Origin of the sequence: Candidatus Binatus sp. (assembly GCF_036567905.1) — a bacterium.
Lineage (GTDB): Bacteria > Desulfobacterota > Binatia > Binatales > Binataceae > Binatus.
The window spans coordinates 16386-33371 of the sequence record NZ_DATCTO010000046.1; the positions used below are offsets into that span (position 1 = coordinate 16386).

Sequence of the window (16986 nt, forward strand, 5' to 3'; positions counted from 1 at the left end):
TCTACTTGCTTCGACTCGATCACATCCTTACCCCATCGCTCGGCGCGGCCGAGGGCTGAGCGGTCGGGCTCAAGGCCGGCGTGTTGGCCGGCTTTGGCGAATCCATCGGTTCGGATGCTGACGCTGTGGGAATCGCCGGCGGCGCGCTCGACGTCGGCAGCGGGGCGGTCGATGTCGGCAGCGGGGTCGGCACGGACACCATCGGAATCGCTCCCGACGAACTGGGCGCCGGCGAAGGACTCGCGGCTTCCGACGGAACCGGAGCGGCCGCCATCAGCGCCGTGCCTGCGCCGTAATCGTACACGAGCACGCCGCCGAGATGCCCCTGGTAACCCAATACAACAATCGCCACGAAGGCGACGATAAGATAGATCGCGCGCGATCCCGCCATGAAGCCGAACCCCTGAATCAGGATGCGCCACACGGCGAGGATGCCGAAGGTAATCGCGAGGTACAGGCCGAGATCATCGTGTCGCTTGAGGACGTCCCTAGCGGGTTGGCCCAGCGCGTTCCAGATGCGGTCGGCTTCCATACCACCGGTGAAAAAGGAGGCTCCGGCCGCGAGCGCGCCGAGGATCATCAGCAACAGCGCGGTGTACCGAAGCCAGATGCGAGTCGGCGCGGCGCTCGCCACGAGATCGATCAGCACGGCGACGATCAGCAGCCCGATCGTGAAATGATCGACGATAGGATGAAGTTGCCAGGATTGGAGAAATTTCGCCACAGAGTCCATTGGTGCTCCTTGACTTAGACGGGGTCCGAGTACGCGCGGGCAACGGGAACGGGAAATTGCGCGGCGCGATGCGTGGTCTGTGCAGTTTATCGCAAAGCTTCGGGCCGCGCGCAAATCTGGGCCACACCCCGCGCGAGAATCGATAGGGCGAAGAAATCACGAAGTCAGCGCAACGGCGTGCTGTCGGGCCGCGCTATCGCGATCCCGAGGTCGCGTATCTCGACGTCGCTCCACGCCCGTTGCGCGAGCAAATAACGGATCGCGCCGGGCATCGTCAGTGCGCCGAAATCCGGCGTCCACCACTCCTCGAATCCAAACTGCGATGCGTCAGGGTTGCCCGCGAGCGCGCCGCTTTGCGTCTTGCCGATTGTCACGACGATGTTCGCGGCCGCGGGCGAATCCGTCAGCGCAAAATCGCGCAGATACCATCGCACCTGCGGCGTTTCGTGGTCGTCAGGGATCATCGCGCTCGCGCCGGCCGGCGAAACCACATTTCTCGCCCGCCGACATTCCCTGACCGTCTGAATCGATGTCGCCGGCTCGGACCAGAACAACAGCGCGTGCCGACGCCACGGCGCCTCGCTCGTGTCGGGCGCCGGATGGACGAAATTGACGGCGAACTGAACGTAGAGCGTGAGCGCGACGCCCGCCGCAATCGCATAACGAATCGAGTTCCATCGCTCCGACCGATGCATCCAATCCAATCCGCAGGCAGCGAGAATAATCAACGGCAGGAGAATTGCCAATACTGCGTCAGATCGATTTGCTCCCACCGTCGCAAGCATCACCAGGCTGACGATCGTCCACACCACTGACCACGCCGCAAAGCGGCCGGCGATACGTCGTGAGACGATCGCGAATGCACCGGCGATCGCGAGAATCAGGATAATGAATTCGTAGATCGCCAAAATCGGCAGCAACCTGAGAACGAAGCGGCCGGTGGCAATCGACGGCCGGACAAATGCGGCGCGCAAGTCGTATTCGAGTACTGTCGCGAGAGATCGGGAAAAAAAAGCTGTCGTCAGGAAGATCCACAGGCCGGCGGCGACGATCGCGCAGACGATCACGACCGCGCGACGCCGCTCCCACCATACACGCAAGCGCAAGCGCCGATGATCGATCCGCACAGCGCCGCCCGCGCCGACGAGAATCAGCGATACGATCATCGCCGCAGCCGTCGCGTAGCCAATCGGATCCGCTGAGAGCCACAGCGCGATCGCGACGCCCAATCCCGCCGCACGCACCAGGCCCGGTTGCCGGCGCATACTCTCCGCGATTGCGATCGCGATCATCACGAACGCCATCGACGCAATCGCCGTCGAGCCGCCGCGCGAAAAATAAGTCACGCTCGGCGAAATCGCGATCAAGGCGGCGAAGGCAAGCGCTCCCGCGCGCCCGATGAACGGACGCATCGCAAATCCGCTCGCGACCATCAGCAGACCGCATAGCCACACGACAATTCGCGAGGTGGCGTCCGTCGCGCCGACCGCCGCGAAGATCCAAGCCTGGAGTATCGCGACCCACGAGGCGTGAAGACCGGCGCCCGCGGCGAGCGCGGCGCGGCCGTGCGTGGCCAGCGCGAGCGCCGCAAGCGCATCGCGCGCCTGCACTGCATCTAGAGGACGCACTCCTAGAGCAATCGCGCGCGTGACGAGCGCATAGACGGCGATCAGGTACCATCCAAGATGCTCCGCCGTGACGACGTAAACCGCTCGCGTGAGCCGTTGGTGGCTCAGGTTGACGGCGGTCTCCGTCGTCAGCGGCACGAGCCGAGGCTCGTGCTCGGCGCGCTCGCTGGATTCATCGTCCAGCCGCCACTGGTCGTCTGGAATTCTATCCGCGCCCGCCATTATTATTTTCCGCTCTTTCGATTTCGCTATTGCGTGGATTGCGCGTTGTCAATGCCGGCGCGCCGAAAATTAATGCGTCCGAAATGTATTTTGCGCTTGAGCGCAGCGCCGGCGCGGCTATGCTGAGAGTTTCGGTTCGCGCGAAAATGTTCAAGCTCGAAATAAATACGCGCCGTTTGATCAATGGATCGCTCGCGTTCATCGCGCTTGCCGCGATCATCGCCCTGTTCTTTGCGTATCGCAGCCACGCCCAGCATCTCATCGCGCACAATGTCCCCGTCTCGATCGAACATCTTCCATATTACGCGTTCTGCTCGTTTTACCGGATGCTCGCCGCGTACATCATCGCGCTGCTTTTCTCGATCATTTACGGAATGGCGGCGGCGCGCGGCGGGCTGTACGAGCGCATCCTGATTCCCGCCATCGACATCGCGCAGTCGGTACCGGTGGTGGGTTTTTTCCCCGCCGCGGTTTATTTCTTCGTCGCGCTCGCGCACGGCAGCCGGCTCGGGGTCGAGATGGCCGCCGTCTTTCTCATCTTCACCAGCCAGGCGTGGAACATGGCGCTGGGCGTTTACGAGGCCGTCAAAACGATTCCCGACGACTCGCGCGACGCGCTCGAGTCGTTCGGCGCGCGCGGCTGGCTCAGGTTCAAGCGTCTGCTGATGCCGGCCAGCGTGCCGAAGCTGGTGTACAACTCGATTCTGTCCTGGGTCGCGGGATGGTACTTCCTGATCGCGTGCGAAATCATCACAGTCGGTCCCGCCAGCTACCGGCTGCCGGGGCTGGGCAGTTTTCTGTGGGAGGCCGCTGAAAATGGACGCAACTTCGATCTCGTTGCGGGACTTCTCACCTTGCTCGCGATCATCGTGTTGATGGACATGATCGTGTGGCAGCCGCTGTCGGCGTGGGCGGAGAAGTTTCGCTACGAATTTGCGGCGTCGTCGGGCGCCGCGCAATCGCTGGGGATGTTCGACGCGCTGTCGGGCGTTGGCCCCGCCATCACGCGTGCGCTGCGCTCGATCCTGCTGCCTCCGATGAGGCTGATCGCGACCGCGCTAAACGCGATGCCGCGCGGTCCGCAACTCTCGCCGGAACAAAGCAGGCGCGCGGGCCAGATCGTGCGTACGCTGGTGATCGGCGCGATCGTGATCTTCACCTTGTGGGCGTTGGGGCGTGGCTTTTTCGCCTTGATCAGAACGCTCTCGCAGCCGTGGCCGTCGGACGCGAAGCAGATCCCGGCCGCAATCCTCGCCTCCACAATTCGGATGACGGTCGCCTACGCGATCTCGCTGGCATGGACGGTGCCGTGCGCGTTGGCCGCCAGCGAGAGTCCGCGCTTCAACCGAATCCTCTCGCCGATTGCGGAAATTGTCGGCTCGATGCCCGCGACGGCGCTGTTTCCGGTCATCGTCATCTTCGTCATCCAGATCACCGGCGGGATGAATCTCGCTTCGATCCTGCTCATCCTGACCGGGATGCAATGGTATCTGCTCTTCAACCTGCTCGCGGGCGTAAACCAGGTGCCCGAGGACTTGAAGGAAGCCGCGCGCGCGTTCGGGCTATCCCGCTACGCGCGCTGGCGCAAGCTGATTCTTCCCGCGGTGATGCCGTCGCTGATCACCGGCAGCATCACCGCGTGGGGCGGAGGATGGAACGCGCTCATCCTGTCGGAGTACTTCGTTTACAAAAACCAGACCTACCAGGTGACCGGAATCGGCGCGCTGCTGGACGCCGCCACCTATAAGACCGGCAACGGCGTGATGATCCTGCTGAGCCTGCTATCAATGATACTGGTGGTGCTACTGTTGAACCGGCTAATGTGGCGGCCGTTGTACAACCTGGCCACGGAGCGATACCGGCTGGACTACTGACACGTCCCTGACTATGTGCGATTCGGACTCATCTGACCCATGGCCCTGCTTGAGCTCAAACACATCTCGAAAAATTTCGCGCACGCCAAGGGCACGTTGCAGGTGCTCGACGACGTCAGCTTCAACGTGGATGAGGGCGAGTTCGTGGCGATCGTCGGGCCCTCGGGATGCGGCAAGTCAACGCTGCTGCGCATCATCAACGGTATCGTGCCGATGACTTCCGGACAGGTGTTGTACCGCGGCCGCCAGATCGATGGGATTAATCTCGAATGCGCCCTCGTGTTCCAATCGTTTGCGCTGCTGCCATGGCTGTCGGTCAAAGCCAACGTCGAACTCGGCCTCGAAGCGCAGGGATTGCCGCTGGCCGAGCGCGAAAAGCGCGCCGGAATCTATATCGACAAGGTGGGACTCGACGGCTTCGAGGAGGCCTACCCGCGCGAGCTCTCGGGCGGAATGAAGCAGCGCGTCGGTTTCGCCCGCGCGCTGGCGGTGGAGCCCAAGGTGCTGCTGATGGATGAGCCGTTTTCCGCGCTGGATGCCCTGACCGCGATCACGCTGCGCGAGGAAATGCTCGAAATCTGGCAGGCGCCCGACATGCCGGTAAAAAATATCGTGCTCGTTACCCACATCATCGAGGAGGCAATCGAACTCGCCGATCGCGTCATCGTGATGTCCTCGAGCCCCGGACGTATCGTGAAGGATCTCAAAGTCGAATTGCCAAGACCGCGCGACCGCCGCACTGAAGCTTTCAACGCCCTGACCGACAAGGTCTTCTCGCTGATCGAGGAGCGCGGCTGATGGCTCCTGCGTCCATATATCCGCTTCCAGATTGCGCGCTGAGTCTGGTCTTCGGCTTGCTCGAATTGCTCGAGGATCGCGGCGGGCGCGAGGACGGTTACAAAATAGCGCGCGATCTCAATTTCAAATTCGGCGATCTGCTCCAGGTGATGAAGGCCGCGGAAATCCTCGGCTTCGTTTCAACTCCGGCCGGCGACGTGGTGCTCGAGCCGCTGGGAAAACAAATCATCGACGCGAAAGTCAACGAACGCAAGTTGCTCGTGCGCGGGCAGTTGAAGCAACACAGCCTCTTCAGCTACTTCATCCGCCTCCTGCATGGCCAGGAGGACAAGTCCGTTACCAAGGAGATCGTGCTCAGCCACCTCGCGATGCTGCTGCCGAGCGAAAAGCCCGAGCGCCAGTTCATTACGATGGTGAACTGGGGGCGTTTCGCCGAGCTGTTCGGCTATAACAAGGACGAGGACCGTTTTTATCTCGACAACGAATAGGCGCTTGCGCCAGGAGAGACATCGCTATGGCTAACGATGCTGAAAAAGTCGTGACCGAATTCTGCAACGCGTGGGCGCGCAAGAATATCGACGAACTGCTCGGCTTCTTCACCGACGACGCCGTCTACCACAACATCCCGTTCGAACCGGCCCGCGGCAAGGACGCCATCCGCGCCGCCATCAACACCTTTCTGCCGATGGCCAAGTCGCTTCATTTCAAAGTGCTGAACAGCGCCAGCGCCGGCAACGTCGTCTTCAACGAGCGCGTCGACGTCTTCGACCTGGGCGGCGGCAAGACGATTTCGCTGCCGGTCGCAGGCGTGTTCGAGGTCAGCGGCGCCAAAATCAGCGCATGGCGCGATTACTTCGACATGGCGATGTACACCAAGCAGATGTAGCAACCGCCTCTCTTTTTTCCGCCATCCCGAGCGCAGCCGAGAGACCCCGGATCTTTTCCACTGAATCCCTTTCTCCTGAACTCCCCGATGCGCGACAATAGCCGCGATGTCCAAACCAAAGGACAACAATCCCTCGCAGGGCGGCCTCATCCGCCTGACTGCGCGGTGCACGGCTGCGGATTGCGCCGGTAAGCTCGGTCCGGCGGACCTCTCCGCAGTCCTCGCGCGGCTCGATTTGCCGAGCCACCCTGATTTGCTCGTCGGAATCTCCACCGGCGACGACGCTGGAGTGCTGCGTCTTTCCGACGATCTCGCGATCGTGAACACCATCGATTTTTTCACGCCGGTGGTGGACGACCCTTTCACCTACGGACAGATCTCCGCCGCGGGCGCGCTCTCGGGCGTCTATGCGATGGGCGGCTTGCCGCGTACCGCGCTGAACATCGTATGCTGGCCTCAAACCGGATTGCCCAACGAGATGCTCGCTGAAATTCTGCGCGGTGCTGCCGAGAAGGCCCGCGAGGCCGGCGTCGTAATCGTTGGCGGCCACACCGTCGCCAACGAAAACGAAGAAGTGAAATTCGGGATGGCTGTCACGGGAGTGATCGATCCGCACCGAATCGTGCGCAATGTCGGCGCGCGAGCCGGCGACGCGCTCGTGCTCACCAAGGCGCTCGGCACGGGAATCCTGATGACCGCATTCAAGCGCGACCACCTGACCGACGAACCATACCAGGCTGCGGTCCGCTCGATGACGCAGCTCAACGCCGCGGCCGCCTCCGCGATGCTTAAGTACGACGTACACGCCGCCACCGCCATCATGGGATTCGGTCTCGTCGGTCATGCGCTGAAGATGGCCGAGGGTAGCGCCGTTACGATCGTGTTCGAGGAATCCGACTTGCCGCTGCTGCCCGGAGTGCTCGAGCAATGCCGCGCCGGAATGATTCCCGGCGGCGGCCAACGCAATCGCGAGTACTACGCGCCAAGCGTCCGCATCTCCGACGAAGTTTCCGACGAGATCGCGGCGATTGCCTTCGATCCGCAGACCTCGGGCGGATTGCTGATCGCGATCCCCGACCAGCAGTCCCTTGCCCTGCTCGCGGAGCTTCACAATTGCGGGCATCGCGACGCCGCGATCGTCGGCCGCGTCACGCCTCGCCGCGAACACCCGATCGAACTAGTCTGACCAGGGGCCGGCCCGCTTGATCAGCGGGACCGCCTCGGTCGCATGCCGCCGCAACGGCTCGCACGCGTCGTGCGCCGGGACATCGGCGGTCGAACCGTCCCCCCTTATCCCCGAGATCTCCTCGCGCGCGCCCTATCCCTTGTTGACGTTTGAGGCCTGCAATCCCTTGGGCCCTTGCGCGACCTCGAACTCGACGCGCTCCCCCTGCTCGAGCGAGCGGAAACCTGCTCCATCGATGGCGCTATAATGAACGAACACTTCCTGCCCGTCCTCCATCGTGATGAAGCCGTAGCCCTTCTTCGGGCTGAACCACTTAACCGTCCCGTTAGCCATTTTCCCCCATACCTCCTGAAGGGAACCAGCCGGAGCGCCCCCCCTCAGGGCCTTCTCCCGCCGGCGACGCGCTTCCCCAAGCAACGCGCGTAACGGCGCGCATATAGCACAAGATGCGGCGCTTACCAAATAGGTAAAACTCACGAAACCGGGCCGTAATATGTCTGGCGATCGAAAACGGGGTGGCGCAGCAGCTAATATTGCCAGCGGCGAATTGGGCGGGCATGCATGTGGCAGTGATCGGGAATCTGGCGCATCACGGCGTCGATGCCGAATTTATCGGCGCCGTACTTCGCGCGCGCGACCAGTGACAGCGCCTCGATCATGAATTCGCGCTCCTGGTCGGTGGGCACGGCGCGATGCTCTCCCAGGACGGCCATGGGAGTGTCGCACGAATCGCAATCAAGAATCGTAAATTTGAACGGGTGAACGAAGTCGGCGTAGCGCTGCGTGTAATCACGCAACTCGCACAGTTCGCATTTCGGCATCGACTAAGCCGTCGTCGATTCGCGCGGAGGATGCAGCCGACGCATCGCGAGCCATGACGGCCCGCGACGCATCGAGGCGCAAATTCCTACTTGGTCGTTGCGGAAGCTGCCGCCGCGGGCGCCGCCGGTACCTCTTTGCCGCTCCTGGCCTGTACCGACGACTTGGTAGCGGCCTTGGCCGCGAGCTTCGCCTTCCGCTTGCAGCGATAGACGCTTGAGGTCGAGATTTTGAGGTCGGCGGCGATATCCTTGTTATGCTTGCCGCTGTTGACCTCGTTCATCACGGCGTCGCAATCGACCTTGCTGGCGAATGCGGGCCGTGCATTCGTCGCAAACGCGACGGTCGTCACGAGCATCGCCGAGGCCGCCACGAGCGCAAATTTCCTTATCAGCATTTTCTTCCCCGCTCAGGTTAGGGTCGTTTCAAACGATGCACAGTATTTCAAAATCTAAGGCGCATCAAAAGAGGCGCGGAATCTCCCTCCCGACGGGTTAGCCCTTGGGCTTGGCGAAGCCCGGGAAGGACGGTTGGCGTTTTTCCTGCAAGGCGGCGACGCCCTCGCTCAAATCGGCGCCGAAAAATCCCATCATCTCGAGCGCCAGCGATGCGTCGAACGCCGGGCCTGCAACGCGCAGCCAATTGTTGAGCGAGCGTTTGGTGAATCTCACCGCCTGTTGCGGGCCGCGCGCGAGCTTGCGCGCGACTTCCATCGCCTTGTCCATCAGCTTGTCGGCGGGAACGCACAGGCTCACCAGCCCGATGCGCTCGGCCTCCTTGCCGTCGATGAATTCCGCCGTCATCAGGTAGTACTTCGCCTTGGCCATGCCGCACAGCAGCGGCCAGATGATCACCGCATGATCTCCGGCCGCGACGCCGAGGCGCAAATGTCCGTCGGTGATGCGCATCGCCTCCGACGCGATGCTGATATCCGCCATGAACGCGACCGCCAATCCCGCGCCGACGGCGACGCCGTTGATCGCGGAGATGATTGGCTTGTCGAGATTGATCATGTTGTAAACGATGTCGCCGGCTTCCTTCCAGGCCTTGCCTACGTTGGCCGCGCTCGCCGTCATCTGCGCAATCATGTCGAGGTCGCCGCCCGCTGAAAACGCGCGCCCGGCGCCGGTGATCACCACGACATTGGTTTCGTCGTCGTCGGCAACGTCGAGCCACACGCGGCTCAACTCCCAATGGAGGCGGCTGTTGGTGGCGTTGAGCACCTCGGGACGATTGATCGTGATGAGCAGGACGCCGTCGTCGCGGCGCTCGAACAGGAGATGCTGGTACTCGCTGTATTTCACTTTTTCACTTTTTTCACTGGCACCGTCATGCGCCTGGACGGATGCCTGATCAACTTTTGTAAATGTCGATGACCTTGCCGAGCAGCGCGATCGCTTCGGGTTTCGGACGCTGAAAGCTGTTGCGGCCGATGATCGAGCCGTAACCGCCGCCGGCGTGGATCCCGCGGACGGTGTTCAGCAACGAGTCGTCGGTTTCCTTGGCGCCGCCCGAGAAAATCACGATGCGCCGGCCGTCGAAGGCCGACTGCATGACGTGCTTGATGCGCGCCGAGAACGGCTCGAGCGGAACCTTGTTGGCGTCGTACACTTTTTTGGCCTCGGCCAGTTCGATAAAAGCGGTGGGCGGCTTGACCTTGATCATGTTCGCACCGAGCTGCGCCGCGATTTGCGCCGCGTACGCGACCACGTCGAGCGCGGTCTCGCCCTGCTTGCTGACACCGGAGCCGCGCGGATACGACCACAGGACCAGCGGCAGTCCATTGGCCTTGGCCTCTTCGCCGATTTCGCGCGCCTCCTGGTACATCGACTTCTCCTGGGTCGAGCCCGGGTAGATCGTAAGTCCGATCGCCGCGCATCCCAGCCGCAGAGCGTCCTTGACGCTGGCGGTCACGGCCAGCGCGGGATCTTTTTCCTCGTTGAGAACGTCGTGATTGTTGGCCTTCAGGATGAGCGGAATCTCGCCGGCGTACTCGGCCGCGCCCGCCTCGAGAAATCCCAGCGGCGCCGCGTATGCGTTGCAGCCCGCATCGATGGCGAGCTGAAAGTGATAGCGCGGGTCATAGGCGGGCGGATTGACCGCGAAGCTTCGCGCCGGGCCATGCTCGAAGCCCTGGTCCACGGGCAGGATTACGAATTTGCCGGTGCCCGCGAGCTTGCCGTGGTTGAGCATCCGCGCCAGGTTGCTGCGCACGCCGGCGTTTTCGCAGTCGTAATAGCCAAGAATCTCTCGAACGCGCTTGGTCATATACCTCTGTCTCCCGTCTGGAGTGTCATTGCAGTTTGCATTCCTATATCACAACATCGCGGCGGCATAGTGGGCCGCGCCAAGCAGGCCGGCGGCTGGATTGAGCGATACGCGGACTTCGATCCGTTTCAGGATCTCGTTCAGCCGCCCTTTGGACAAGAACCCTCGCACGAACGCACCATCGGTGAGCATCGGCAAAATTTTCGGCGCGATCCCTCCGCCCAGAAAGACACCGCCCAGCGCCAGGACTTTGAGCGCCAGGTTGGCGGCCTCGGAACCATAAATATCGCAAAACATGGTGAGCGCGTGAACGCAAACCGGGTCGCGTCGCTTGAGCGCCGCCGCGCTTACCGCAGCCGAAGGATCGCCCGCGGCGATTTGCCCGCTCAGCCACGCGGGCTCTTCGGCCCGACTCTCGCGCCTCAGAAAACGATAGATGTTCCAGAGTCCCGGACCCGAAAGGACGCGCTCGCAACTGGCGTGTCCGAATTCGCCCGCGACGAACCGGAGCAGCTCGATCTGTTCCGCGCCGTGCGGCGCGAAATCGCTGTGCCCGCCTTCGGATGCGACCGCATAATATTTGTCGCCCTCCCGGACCAGCGCCGCTTCGCCCAGACCGGTGCCCGCGGCGAGCACCGCGATGTTGCCGTGTTCGGGCGGATTTTCCGCGCGATGCAGAACCGCAAACTCGGCGGGTTTCAGATGAACCATGCCGTAGGCCGTCGCCGTCAGATCGTTAATCAAGCGAACCGGGACGCCGTTTAGCGCGCGCGACAGCGAGACGCTGCAAAGTTGCCATGCAACGTTGGCGGCCTGGGCGCGACCGTCGATTATTGGACCCGGCACGCCGAGGCAGACGGCATTCACCGCCGCGCCTGCGCCGAGGAAATCCGCGCACGCCGCCTCCAGGCTGTCGAACTGCGAGGTCGGGTAGCGGCGCTCGCGCACAATTTCGAGTGTTCCTGCGGAGTGGTTGAAGAGCCCGAGATGGGTTTTGGTTCCACCGACATCGCCGGCCAGGATGAGGCCATCCATAGGAACCTCGATCCGCTTCTAGCCTTCGACGTGGAACGACTCGGCGAGCGCGACTTCCTCGGCGCTGCCGATATAAATCGGATCCCGCTCGTGGATCGCGGTGGCGGCGAGCTCGAGAATTCGCTGTTTGCCGGTCGAACCGCGGCCGCCGGCCTGTTCCGCGAGCATCGAGAGCGGCGCAAGCTCGTACATCAGGCGCAGTTTTCCCTTGGCCTTGCCGCCTTCGGCAACCTCGGAGGGATACATAAATATTCCGCCCTCGAGCAGGCATCGATGGAAATCGGCGGCGAATGCACCTGAGTATCGAAGTGAGTAGCTGGTGCGTTTGTCTTTGCGGCTGGTAATGTGCGCGACGAACTTGCGCGCTCCGTCGTGCCACTTCCCCACGTTGCCCTGATTGACCGCATAGGTAGTCCCGTGCGGCGGCATCTTCACATTCTCTTTCCAGAGAATGAACTCACCGAGAGTTCGATCGAGCGTGAAGATATCGACGCCGGCGCCGGCGCTATACACCAGCTGCGCGGCCGGCCCGTACAGGATGTAACCCGCGATGACCTGCTGACTCCCGGGGACGAGGATGTCGTCGATTCCGGCCCCGTGCCTGGGCGCGCGCTTCTTGACGGCGAAGATGGTGCCGAGCGAACCGTTTACGTCGGTATTGGATGAGCCGTCGATGGGATCGTAGAGTACGCAGTAGCTATTCTCGCGGCAATTGGATGAGTAATGATGCGGCTCGTCCATTTCCTCGGAGATGAGACTACATACCGGAGATCCATGCTCGAATGCCTCGAGGAAAACTTTGTTGCCCCACTCGTCGAGCTTCTTGACCTTTTCGCCGTGCACGTTGGTTTCGCCGGTGTAGCCCAGCCCGCCGTGGCCCGCCAGCGCCAGCTCCCGCGTGATGCGCGTGGCGATGAACTCGATGCGTTTCATTATAAGAGCGAGGTCCGCGACCGGCACCGCAGTCGCGCTTTTGGCCTTGATATGACGCGTGAGAGTGATGCCGTTGCTCATCTGCAATCCCTTCCCGACAAATTGCACAGGTTGATCGGGTTCTCCTGCTAGAGCGTTCGCCAGGTGCGCCCGTCGGCCGCGATCATCAGGGCGGCCTCGAGCGGTCCCCACGAGCCCGCAGCATAGATGGGTGGATCCATGGGCGACTGGGCCCAGGCATCCAGGATCGGTTGCACGAACCTCCACGCTTCATTGACCGTGTCCCGCCGCATGAAGAGCGTCTGATCGCCGACGATCACGTCGTTGAGCAGGGTCTCGTACGCTTCCGGCGTGGAAGTCACGTAGTGAAAATCGACTTTGACCTGCTGGAGGCGGGTCTGTGAGCCGGGCACCTTGGACATGATATGGAGCGCGAGGCCTTCGTTGGGTTGAATCCTGATGGTCAGCATATTGGGCGCCAGTGGAGCGCGCGGGTTTGAGTTATACAGGATTCGGGGCACGCTGTTGAAGTAGATCGCGATTTCGCTCGAGCGCTTGGGCATCCGTTTGCCGGTGCGCAGGTAGAACGGCACGCCGGCCCATCGCCAGTTATCGATCCAGCATCGCAGCGCGACAAACGTCTCGATTTGCGAATCCGGCGCGACCTGCTCCTCGGCGCGGTAGGCCTTGACCGCCGCGCCGCCGATCAGTCCCTCGCCGTACTGGCCGCGCACGACCCATTTTTCGATATCCTCGTCGCCGAGCGGGCGCAGCGCGCGCAGTACGTCGAGCTTTGCGTCGCGCATCGATTCGGCGCCGGTGGTGTTGGGCGGCTCGGTCGCAATCATGCAGAGCGTTTGCAGCAGATGGCTCTGCACCATGTCGCGCAGCGCCCCGGCGTGATCGTAATAGGAGGCGCGCGTGCCGACGCCCTCGGCCTCGGCGACGGTTATCTGGACATGGTCAACGAATCGCGCCGTCCATATAGGTTCGAGGATCGCGTTGGCGAAGCGCAACACCATCAGGTTTTCGACGGTTTCCTTGCCGAGGTAATGGTCGATTCTGAAAATCTGGCTTTCGTCGAAATGGCGCGCGAGCTGGGCGTTGATCTCCGACGCGCTGGCGAGATCGGAGCCAATCGGTTTTTCGACCACGACGCGCGCGAACGGATGCTCCTTCTCATGCCGATGAATCATTCTGGCGGCGGTCAATCCCCCCGAACAGGTGTCGATGAAAGCCGGCGGAATCGCAAAGTAGAAGACCCGATTGGCTTCGGTGCCGAACTCGGCGTCGAGCGCCTCGCATCGCTTGTGCAGGTTCTGATAATCGGCGGCCTCGGTGAACGAGCCACGATTGAAATGGAGCAGCGGGGCGAACTTCGCCCAGTGTTCGTTGTCGACCGGGCGGCGCGAGAACTTTTCGATGCCGCTGAGCGCGAACGCGCGATACTTCTCGTCGTCGAGATCCTCCATCGAGAAACCGAGGATCGCGAACTTATCGGGCAATTCGCCGTCGAGCGAGAGATTGTACAGCGCGGGAATCAACTTGCGATGGCTCAAGTCGCCGGCGCCGCCGAAGATCACCACGATGCACGGATCGTAGTGATGGCGGTCCTTGACCGGATGACCGAGATCGACGGTCCTGTTTGCAGGCGCGGCCATAAATCGCTTAACCCTCTCGCGCTCTATTCCTTGACGACGCCGTGGCCGCCGAACTCGTCGCGCAGCGCGGCGAGCAATTTCTCGCCGAAGGTGCCTTCGCCCTGGTCAGCGCGCGAGCGAAAGCGCGCGAACAGCACCATGGTGATTATCGGCATCGAGATGTTCTTGTCGATTGCGTCCTGCACCGCCCAGCGGCCCTCGCCCGAATCCTCGACGTAGCCCCTGATTTGCTTGAGGCCCGGATCTTTTTCCAGCGCGTTGGCCGTAAGCTCCAGCAGCCATGATCGCACGACGCTGCCCTGTCGCCACAGGTTTGCGATCCTTGGCAAGTCGAGCCTGTACTCCGACTTGTGCATCGCCTCGAAACCCTCCGCGTACGCCTGCATCAGCCCGTACTCGATGCCGTTGTGGACCATCTTCACGTAATGGCCTGCGCCATGGCCGCCGACGTGGTCGTAGCCGCCCGGCGGGGCCAGCGTTTTGAAAATCGGTTCGTAGCGCCTGAAGATGTCCGCCTCGCCGCCGATCATCAGGCAGTAGCCAAGCTTGAGTCCCCAGATGCCGCCGCTGGTGCCGGCATCCACCAGATGCAGCTTCATGCCGGCCAGTACGGCAGCGCGGCGAACGTCATCGTGAAAGTTGGTGTTGCCGCCGTCGATGATCGCGTCGCCAGGTTCGAGTAATTCGGCCAGTTGGTTAATCGTGCTGTCGGTGGGATCGCCCGCCGGCACCATCACCCACACGCCCCGCGGCGGCGCGAGCCTGGCTACCAGATCTTTGAGCGAATTGACGCCGTCGGCGCCGAAGGTTGAAACTTCTTTGAGTTTCGCCTGGTCGAGATCGAAGGCGACAATCTGGTGATTGTCGCGCCGCAGCCGCTCGACCATGTTCATGCCCATTTTGCCGAGACCAACGAATCCGATTTCCATCGTGCTTCCTCTTGGCAGATGACGATGCGATCCGGATTTGCGGTCACGCGGCGGGAACCGGCAGAGGATTTTCCCGCGCACGCCTCGGCATTTGACTATCCGGCGCTCTGCCTAGGCTATTCCAACCCCACCGATTGTTCAAAGACCGCGCCTCGAACCGCGCGCCTAGCGGGATTTGATGTCGTCTTCGAGCATCAGATTGCGCAAGTCCTGGCGCTGGAAGATCGCCGCCACCGAGCGCGTCAGCGCGACCGACAATACCTGCCCCGGCTCGTCGTAAATACCGGCTTCGTCCTCGGAACCGAGACCGAACGAGCCCACCGGCGGGTCGTAGTAGGTATCGCTGGCGCTCCCGGTCCAGAACGGGACACTGAACGGCGGTTTGTAGATCGAGACGTCGAGCGCCAAATCGGCTGTAGTCCGCCAGACAGGACCGTACTGGCCATTGACGCCGCGGTGCTTTTTTACCCAGCATCGCCGAATCTTGCTCTCGAGCACATACCCGGTGGTGTTCTTGACGCCAGGCTGGTAGGCGACATCGGCGGACGACGACGCGCTCAAACCCGCCTCATCGGCCGAGCGCCCGATCGCCTGCTGCAGGATCGGGCCGAGCGGCGCGCTGTACAGGCGTTGCGTAATGTTGCCGGACTGATCGGTGATGACTCCGATCGCCGGATTGCCATTGAGCGGCGCGCTGTCGCCGGTCGCCTCGCGCGCATCGGCCGGCATCAGGATCAGGATGGCCTTCCTGGGATAACTGTTTTGGTATCCCTTGACCTGGTACGGGTAGTACTCGAGCGTCTGGACCGAGGTCGTCGCGGGCGCGGGCGCACCGCCGCCGACGGTCGCACATCCCGAGAGGATCGAGGTGAAGCTCAAAACGATCATGACCGGGAGCGCGATTCGGATTGCGAAGGTCGGCTGGCTCCCCACGATCTGGCTTCGCCTCTTAGCGATTCGCCACTTGGGCCCGCTCGCGGAAGAGAAACAGCGTGCCTCCCACCTCGAGCCGGTCGCCGCTCTTGAGCGCGTAGCGGCCCGCCACCGGATGTCGATTCACGAATATCTGGCCGCCGGTCGGACTGATGATGAAATTCTTGCCCTCGCGCCGGATGATCGCATGATTGCCGAGCACCGTCTGATCGCCGAACAGCCCGATGTCGCTTTCTTCGGCGCGCCCGATAATCGTCACGCCCTTGAGCAGCGGATATTCGCGGCCCTCGCGCGCGTTGCGGCTCTGGCTGCGCACGACCATCAGCCAGCCGCGCTTGAGCAACTCGCCGACCAGTCCGATGAAGAATCCGATCAGTGCGCCGAGGATGATGATCGCGATCGCGCGTCCGAACGCCTGCGGAAACGTGCTCGTCAGGCTCTGGTAAAAAAATCCGCCGAGCGCGCCGCCAAGCACGCCGCCGATCGCGCCATTGCGCCGCCGCGCCGCCGATCCCGACGCCGATCCAACGCCGAGTCCGACCGCGATTCCGAGCACGCCCCATCCCAGGATTCGGCCATTGAGACCGCCCAGTATGTCGAACGCAAATTCGCCCACCAGCAATCCCAACGCTCCGCCCGCCGCGCCGATCGCTCCGCCGACCACGAATCTGCGCACCGCCTGGCGCAACTGGCCCACGCTGAGCGTTTCGATCGAGGCGAGAAACGCGCTGATCAGCGCGCCGATCAGCGCACCGAACAGGATATCGCGGCCATAAACCCAGCGGATGCCGAGAATTGGCTCCGACAGCCCCCACGCGGCGAAGCCGCCGAGCGCGCCGGCGGCCGCGTAGAAGAGAAGTTTTTCGCGGGAAACGTTACTCGCCATGATGCAGCTTTTTCATTTTTCACCCTCAGCATTGCGCGTGCCGGAGTCAGGTTCAAGCGCAAATCCGCCAATGCGCTGTCTATCACTGGGTGCACGGGTCACCCCTGGCCGTGGCGATGGCAGCGCAGTGTTAAGCCGTTGGCAGGGGCCGCGCGCGACAACGGAGCGCGGCCTTAATACCGGGTGCAGGGCTCA

18 protein-coding genes are annotated in these 16986 nt (G+C 62.4%); 5 read left to right on the plus strand and 13 right to left on the minus strand.

What is annotated here, in order from left to right:
* Positions 1-19: 19 nt before the first annotated feature.
* On the minus strand, positions 20-724 hold the full coding sequence (locus VIO10_RS07560) for a DUF2231 domain-containing protein (RefSeq protein ID WP_331961736.1): 705 nt from the start codon (positions 722-724) through the stop codon (positions 20-22).
* Between the two features lie 173 nt (positions 725-897).
* The gene (locus tag VIO10_RS07565; RefSeq protein ID WP_331961739.1) at positions 898-2583 is read right to left on the minus strand and encodes a hypothetical protein; all 1686 of its coding nucleotides are present in this window, start codon (positions 2581-2583) and stop codon (positions 898-900) included.
* A 119-nt stretch (positions 2584-2702) separates the two neighbouring features.
* On the opposite strand from VIO10_RS07565, the gene VIO10_RS07570 reads away from it, so the two are divergent.
* The 5 genes from VIO10_RS07570 to selD all read left to right on the plus strand — a co-directional run bounded on the left by VIO10_RS07570 (position 2703) and on the right by selD (position 7327).
* Positions 2703-4457 (plus strand): ABC transporter permease subunit, encoded by a 1755-nt coding sequence (locus VIO10_RS07570; protein WP_331961742.1) that lies wholly within the window; start codon positions 2703-2705, stop codon positions 4455-4457.
* A 39-nt stretch (positions 4458-4496) separates the two neighbouring features.
* The gene (locus VIO10_RS07575; protein WP_331961745.1) at positions 4497-5255 is read left to right on the plus strand and encodes an ABC transporter ATP-binding protein; all 759 of its coding nucleotides are present in this window, start codon (positions 4497-4499) and stop codon (positions 5253-5255) included.
* A complete protein-coding gene (locus VIO10_RS07580) occupies positions 5255-5743 on the plus strand; it encodes an AAA-associated domain-containing protein (RefSeq protein WP_331961748.1) in 489 nt (162 codons plus the stop codon). Before VIO10_RS07575 ends, VIO10_RS07580 begins: the two co-directional genes overlap by 1 nt.
* Before the next feature lie 26 nt (positions 5744-5769).
* Complete coding sequence (locus tag VIO10_RS07585; RefSeq protein WP_331961751.1) at positions 5770-6141, plus strand: limonene-1,2-epoxide hydrolase family protein; 372 nt, start codon at positions 5770-5772, stop codon at positions 6139-6141.
* Positions 6142-6247: 106 nt separating this feature from the next.
* Entirely contained in the window at positions 6248-7327 is a 1080-nt protein-coding gene (selD, locus tag VIO10_RS07590) for a selenide, water dikinase SelD (RefSeq protein WP_331961754.1), read from the plus strand.
* Positions 7328-7459: 132 nt separating this feature from the next.
* Here selD and VIO10_RS07595 read toward each other — a convergent pair whose 3' ends face one another.
* The 11 genes from VIO10_RS07595 to VIO10_RS07645 form a co-directional block, all read right to left on the minus strand.
* Complete coding sequence (locus VIO10_RS07595) at positions 7460-7660, minus strand: cold-shock protein (protein WP_304823854.1); 201 nt, start codon at positions 7658-7660, stop codon at positions 7460-7462.
* A gap of 194 nt (positions 7661-7854) precedes the next feature.
* A complete protein-coding gene (locus VIO10_RS07600; RefSeq protein ID WP_331961762.1) occupies positions 7855-8148 on the minus strand; it encodes a hypothetical protein in 294 nt (97 codons plus the stop codon).
* Between the two features lie 86 nt (positions 8149-8234).
* Positions 8235-8543, minus strand: a complete 309-nt coding sequence (locus tag VIO10_RS07605) for a hypothetical protein (RefSeq protein WP_331961765.1) — start codon at positions 8541-8543, stop codon at positions 8235-8237.
* A gap of 97 nt (positions 8544-8640) precedes the next feature.
* Positions 8641-9450: an enoyl-CoA hydratase/isomerase family protein gene (locus VIO10_RS07610; protein WP_331961768.1), complete on the minus strand. Its 810-nt coding sequence runs from the start codon at positions 9448-9450 to the stop codon at positions 8641-8643.
* Positions 9451-9499: 49 nt separating this feature from the next.
* A complete protein-coding gene (locus VIO10_RS07615; protein ID WP_331961771.1) occupies positions 9500-10414 on the minus strand; it encodes a class I fructose-bisphosphate aldolase in 915 nt (304 codons plus the stop codon).
* A 48-nt stretch (positions 10415-10462) separates the two neighbouring features.
* On the minus strand, positions 10463-11449 hold the full coding sequence (gene glk / locus VIO10_RS07620; protein WP_331961774.1) for a glucokinase: 987 nt from the start codon (positions 11447-11449) through the stop codon (positions 10463-10465).
* A gap of 18 nt (positions 11450-11467) precedes the next feature.
* Entirely contained in the window at positions 11468-12463 is a 996-nt protein-coding gene (locus tag VIO10_RS07625) for a class 1 fructose-bisphosphatase (RefSeq protein WP_331961777.1), read from the minus strand.
* Between the two features lie 47 nt (positions 12464-12510).
* Positions 12511-14043: a glucose-6-phosphate dehydrogenase gene (zwf, locus tag VIO10_RS07630; RefSeq protein WP_331961780.1), complete on the minus strand. Its 1533-nt coding sequence runs from the start codon at positions 14041-14043 to the stop codon at positions 12511-12513.
* 23 nt (positions 14044-14066) lie between these two features.
* Positions 14067-14972: a phosphogluconate dehydrogenase (NAD(+)-dependent, decarboxylating) gene (gene gnd / locus VIO10_RS07635; RefSeq protein ID WP_331961783.1), complete on the minus strand. Its 906-nt coding sequence runs from the start codon at positions 14970-14972 to the stop codon at positions 14067-14069.
* Positions 14973-15137: 165 nt separating this feature from the next.
* Positions 15138-15905 (minus strand): hypothetical protein, encoded by a 768-nt coding sequence (locus VIO10_RS07640; protein WP_331961786.1) that lies wholly within the window; start codon positions 15903-15905, stop codon positions 15138-15140.
* 16 nt (positions 15906-15921) lie between these two features.
* The gene (locus VIO10_RS07645) at positions 15922-16791 is read right to left on the minus strand and encodes an FHA domain-containing protein (RefSeq protein ID WP_331961789.1); all 870 of its coding nucleotides are present in this window, start codon (positions 16789-16791) and stop codon (positions 15922-15924) included.
* Positions 16792-16986: the final 195 nt, after the last annotated feature.

Excerpts from the sequence above, each read along its gene's own strand:
- VIO10_RS07585 (WP_331961751.1), top strand. The coding sequence starts at position 5,770 with ATGGCTAACGATGCTGAAAAAGTCGTGACCGAATTCTGCAACGCGTGG.
- gnd (WP_331961783.1), bottom strand. The coding sequence starts at position 14,972 with ATGGAAATCGGATTCGTTGGTCTCGGCAAAATGGGCATGAACATGGTC.
- VIO10_RS07600 (WP_331961762.1), bottom strand. The coding sequence starts at position 8,148 with ATGCCGAAATGCGAACTGTGCGAGTTGCGTGATTACACGCAGCGCTAC.
- VIO10_RS07570 (WP_331961742.1), top strand. The coding sequence starts at position 2,703 with ATGCTGAGAGTTTCGGTTCGCGCGAAAATGTTCAAGCTCGAAATAAAT.
- glk (WP_331961774.1), bottom strand. The coding sequence starts at position 11,449 with ATGGATGGCCTCATCCTGGCCGGCGATGTCGGTGGAACCAAAACCCAT.
- VIO10_RS07575 (WP_331961745.1), top strand. The coding sequence starts at position 4,497 with ATGGCCCTGCTTGAGCTCAAACACATCTCGAAAAATTTCGCGCACGCC.
- VIO10_RS07615 (WP_331961771.1), bottom strand. The coding sequence starts at position 10,414 with ATGACCAAGCGCGTTCGAGAGATTCTTGGCTATTACGACTGCGAAAAC.
- VIO10_RS07580 (WP_331961748.1), top strand. The coding sequence starts at position 5,255 with ATGGCTCCTGCGTCCATATATCCGCTTCCAGATTGCGCGCTGAGTCTG.
- selD (WP_331961754.1), top strand. The coding sequence starts at position 6,248 with ATGTCCAAACCAAAGGACAACAATCCCTCGCAGGGCGGCCTCATCCGC.
- zwf (WP_331961780.1), bottom strand. The coding sequence starts at position 14,043 with ATGGCCGCGCCTGCAAACAGGACCGTCGATCTCGGTCATCCGGTCAAG.
- VIO10_RS07625 (WP_331961777.1), bottom strand. The coding sequence starts at position 12,463 with ATGAGCAACGGCATCACTCTCACGCGTCATATCAAGGCCAAAAGCGCG.
- VIO10_RS07605 (WP_331961765.1), bottom strand. The coding sequence starts at position 8,543 with ATGCTGATAAGGAAATTTGCGCTCGTGGCGGCCTCGGCGATGCTCGTG.
- VIO10_RS07645 (WP_331961789.1), bottom strand. The coding sequence starts at position 16,791 with ATGGCGAGTAACGTTTCCCGCGAAAAACTTCTCTTCTACGCGGCCGCC.
- VIO10_RS07595 (WP_304823854.1), bottom strand. The coding sequence starts at position 7,660 with ATGGCTAACGGGACGGTTAAGTGGTTCAGCCCGAAGAAGGGCTACGGC.
- VIO10_RS07565 (WP_331961739.1), bottom strand. The coding sequence starts at position 2,583 with ATGGCGGGCGCGGATAGAATTCCAGACGACCAGTGGCGGCTGGACGAT.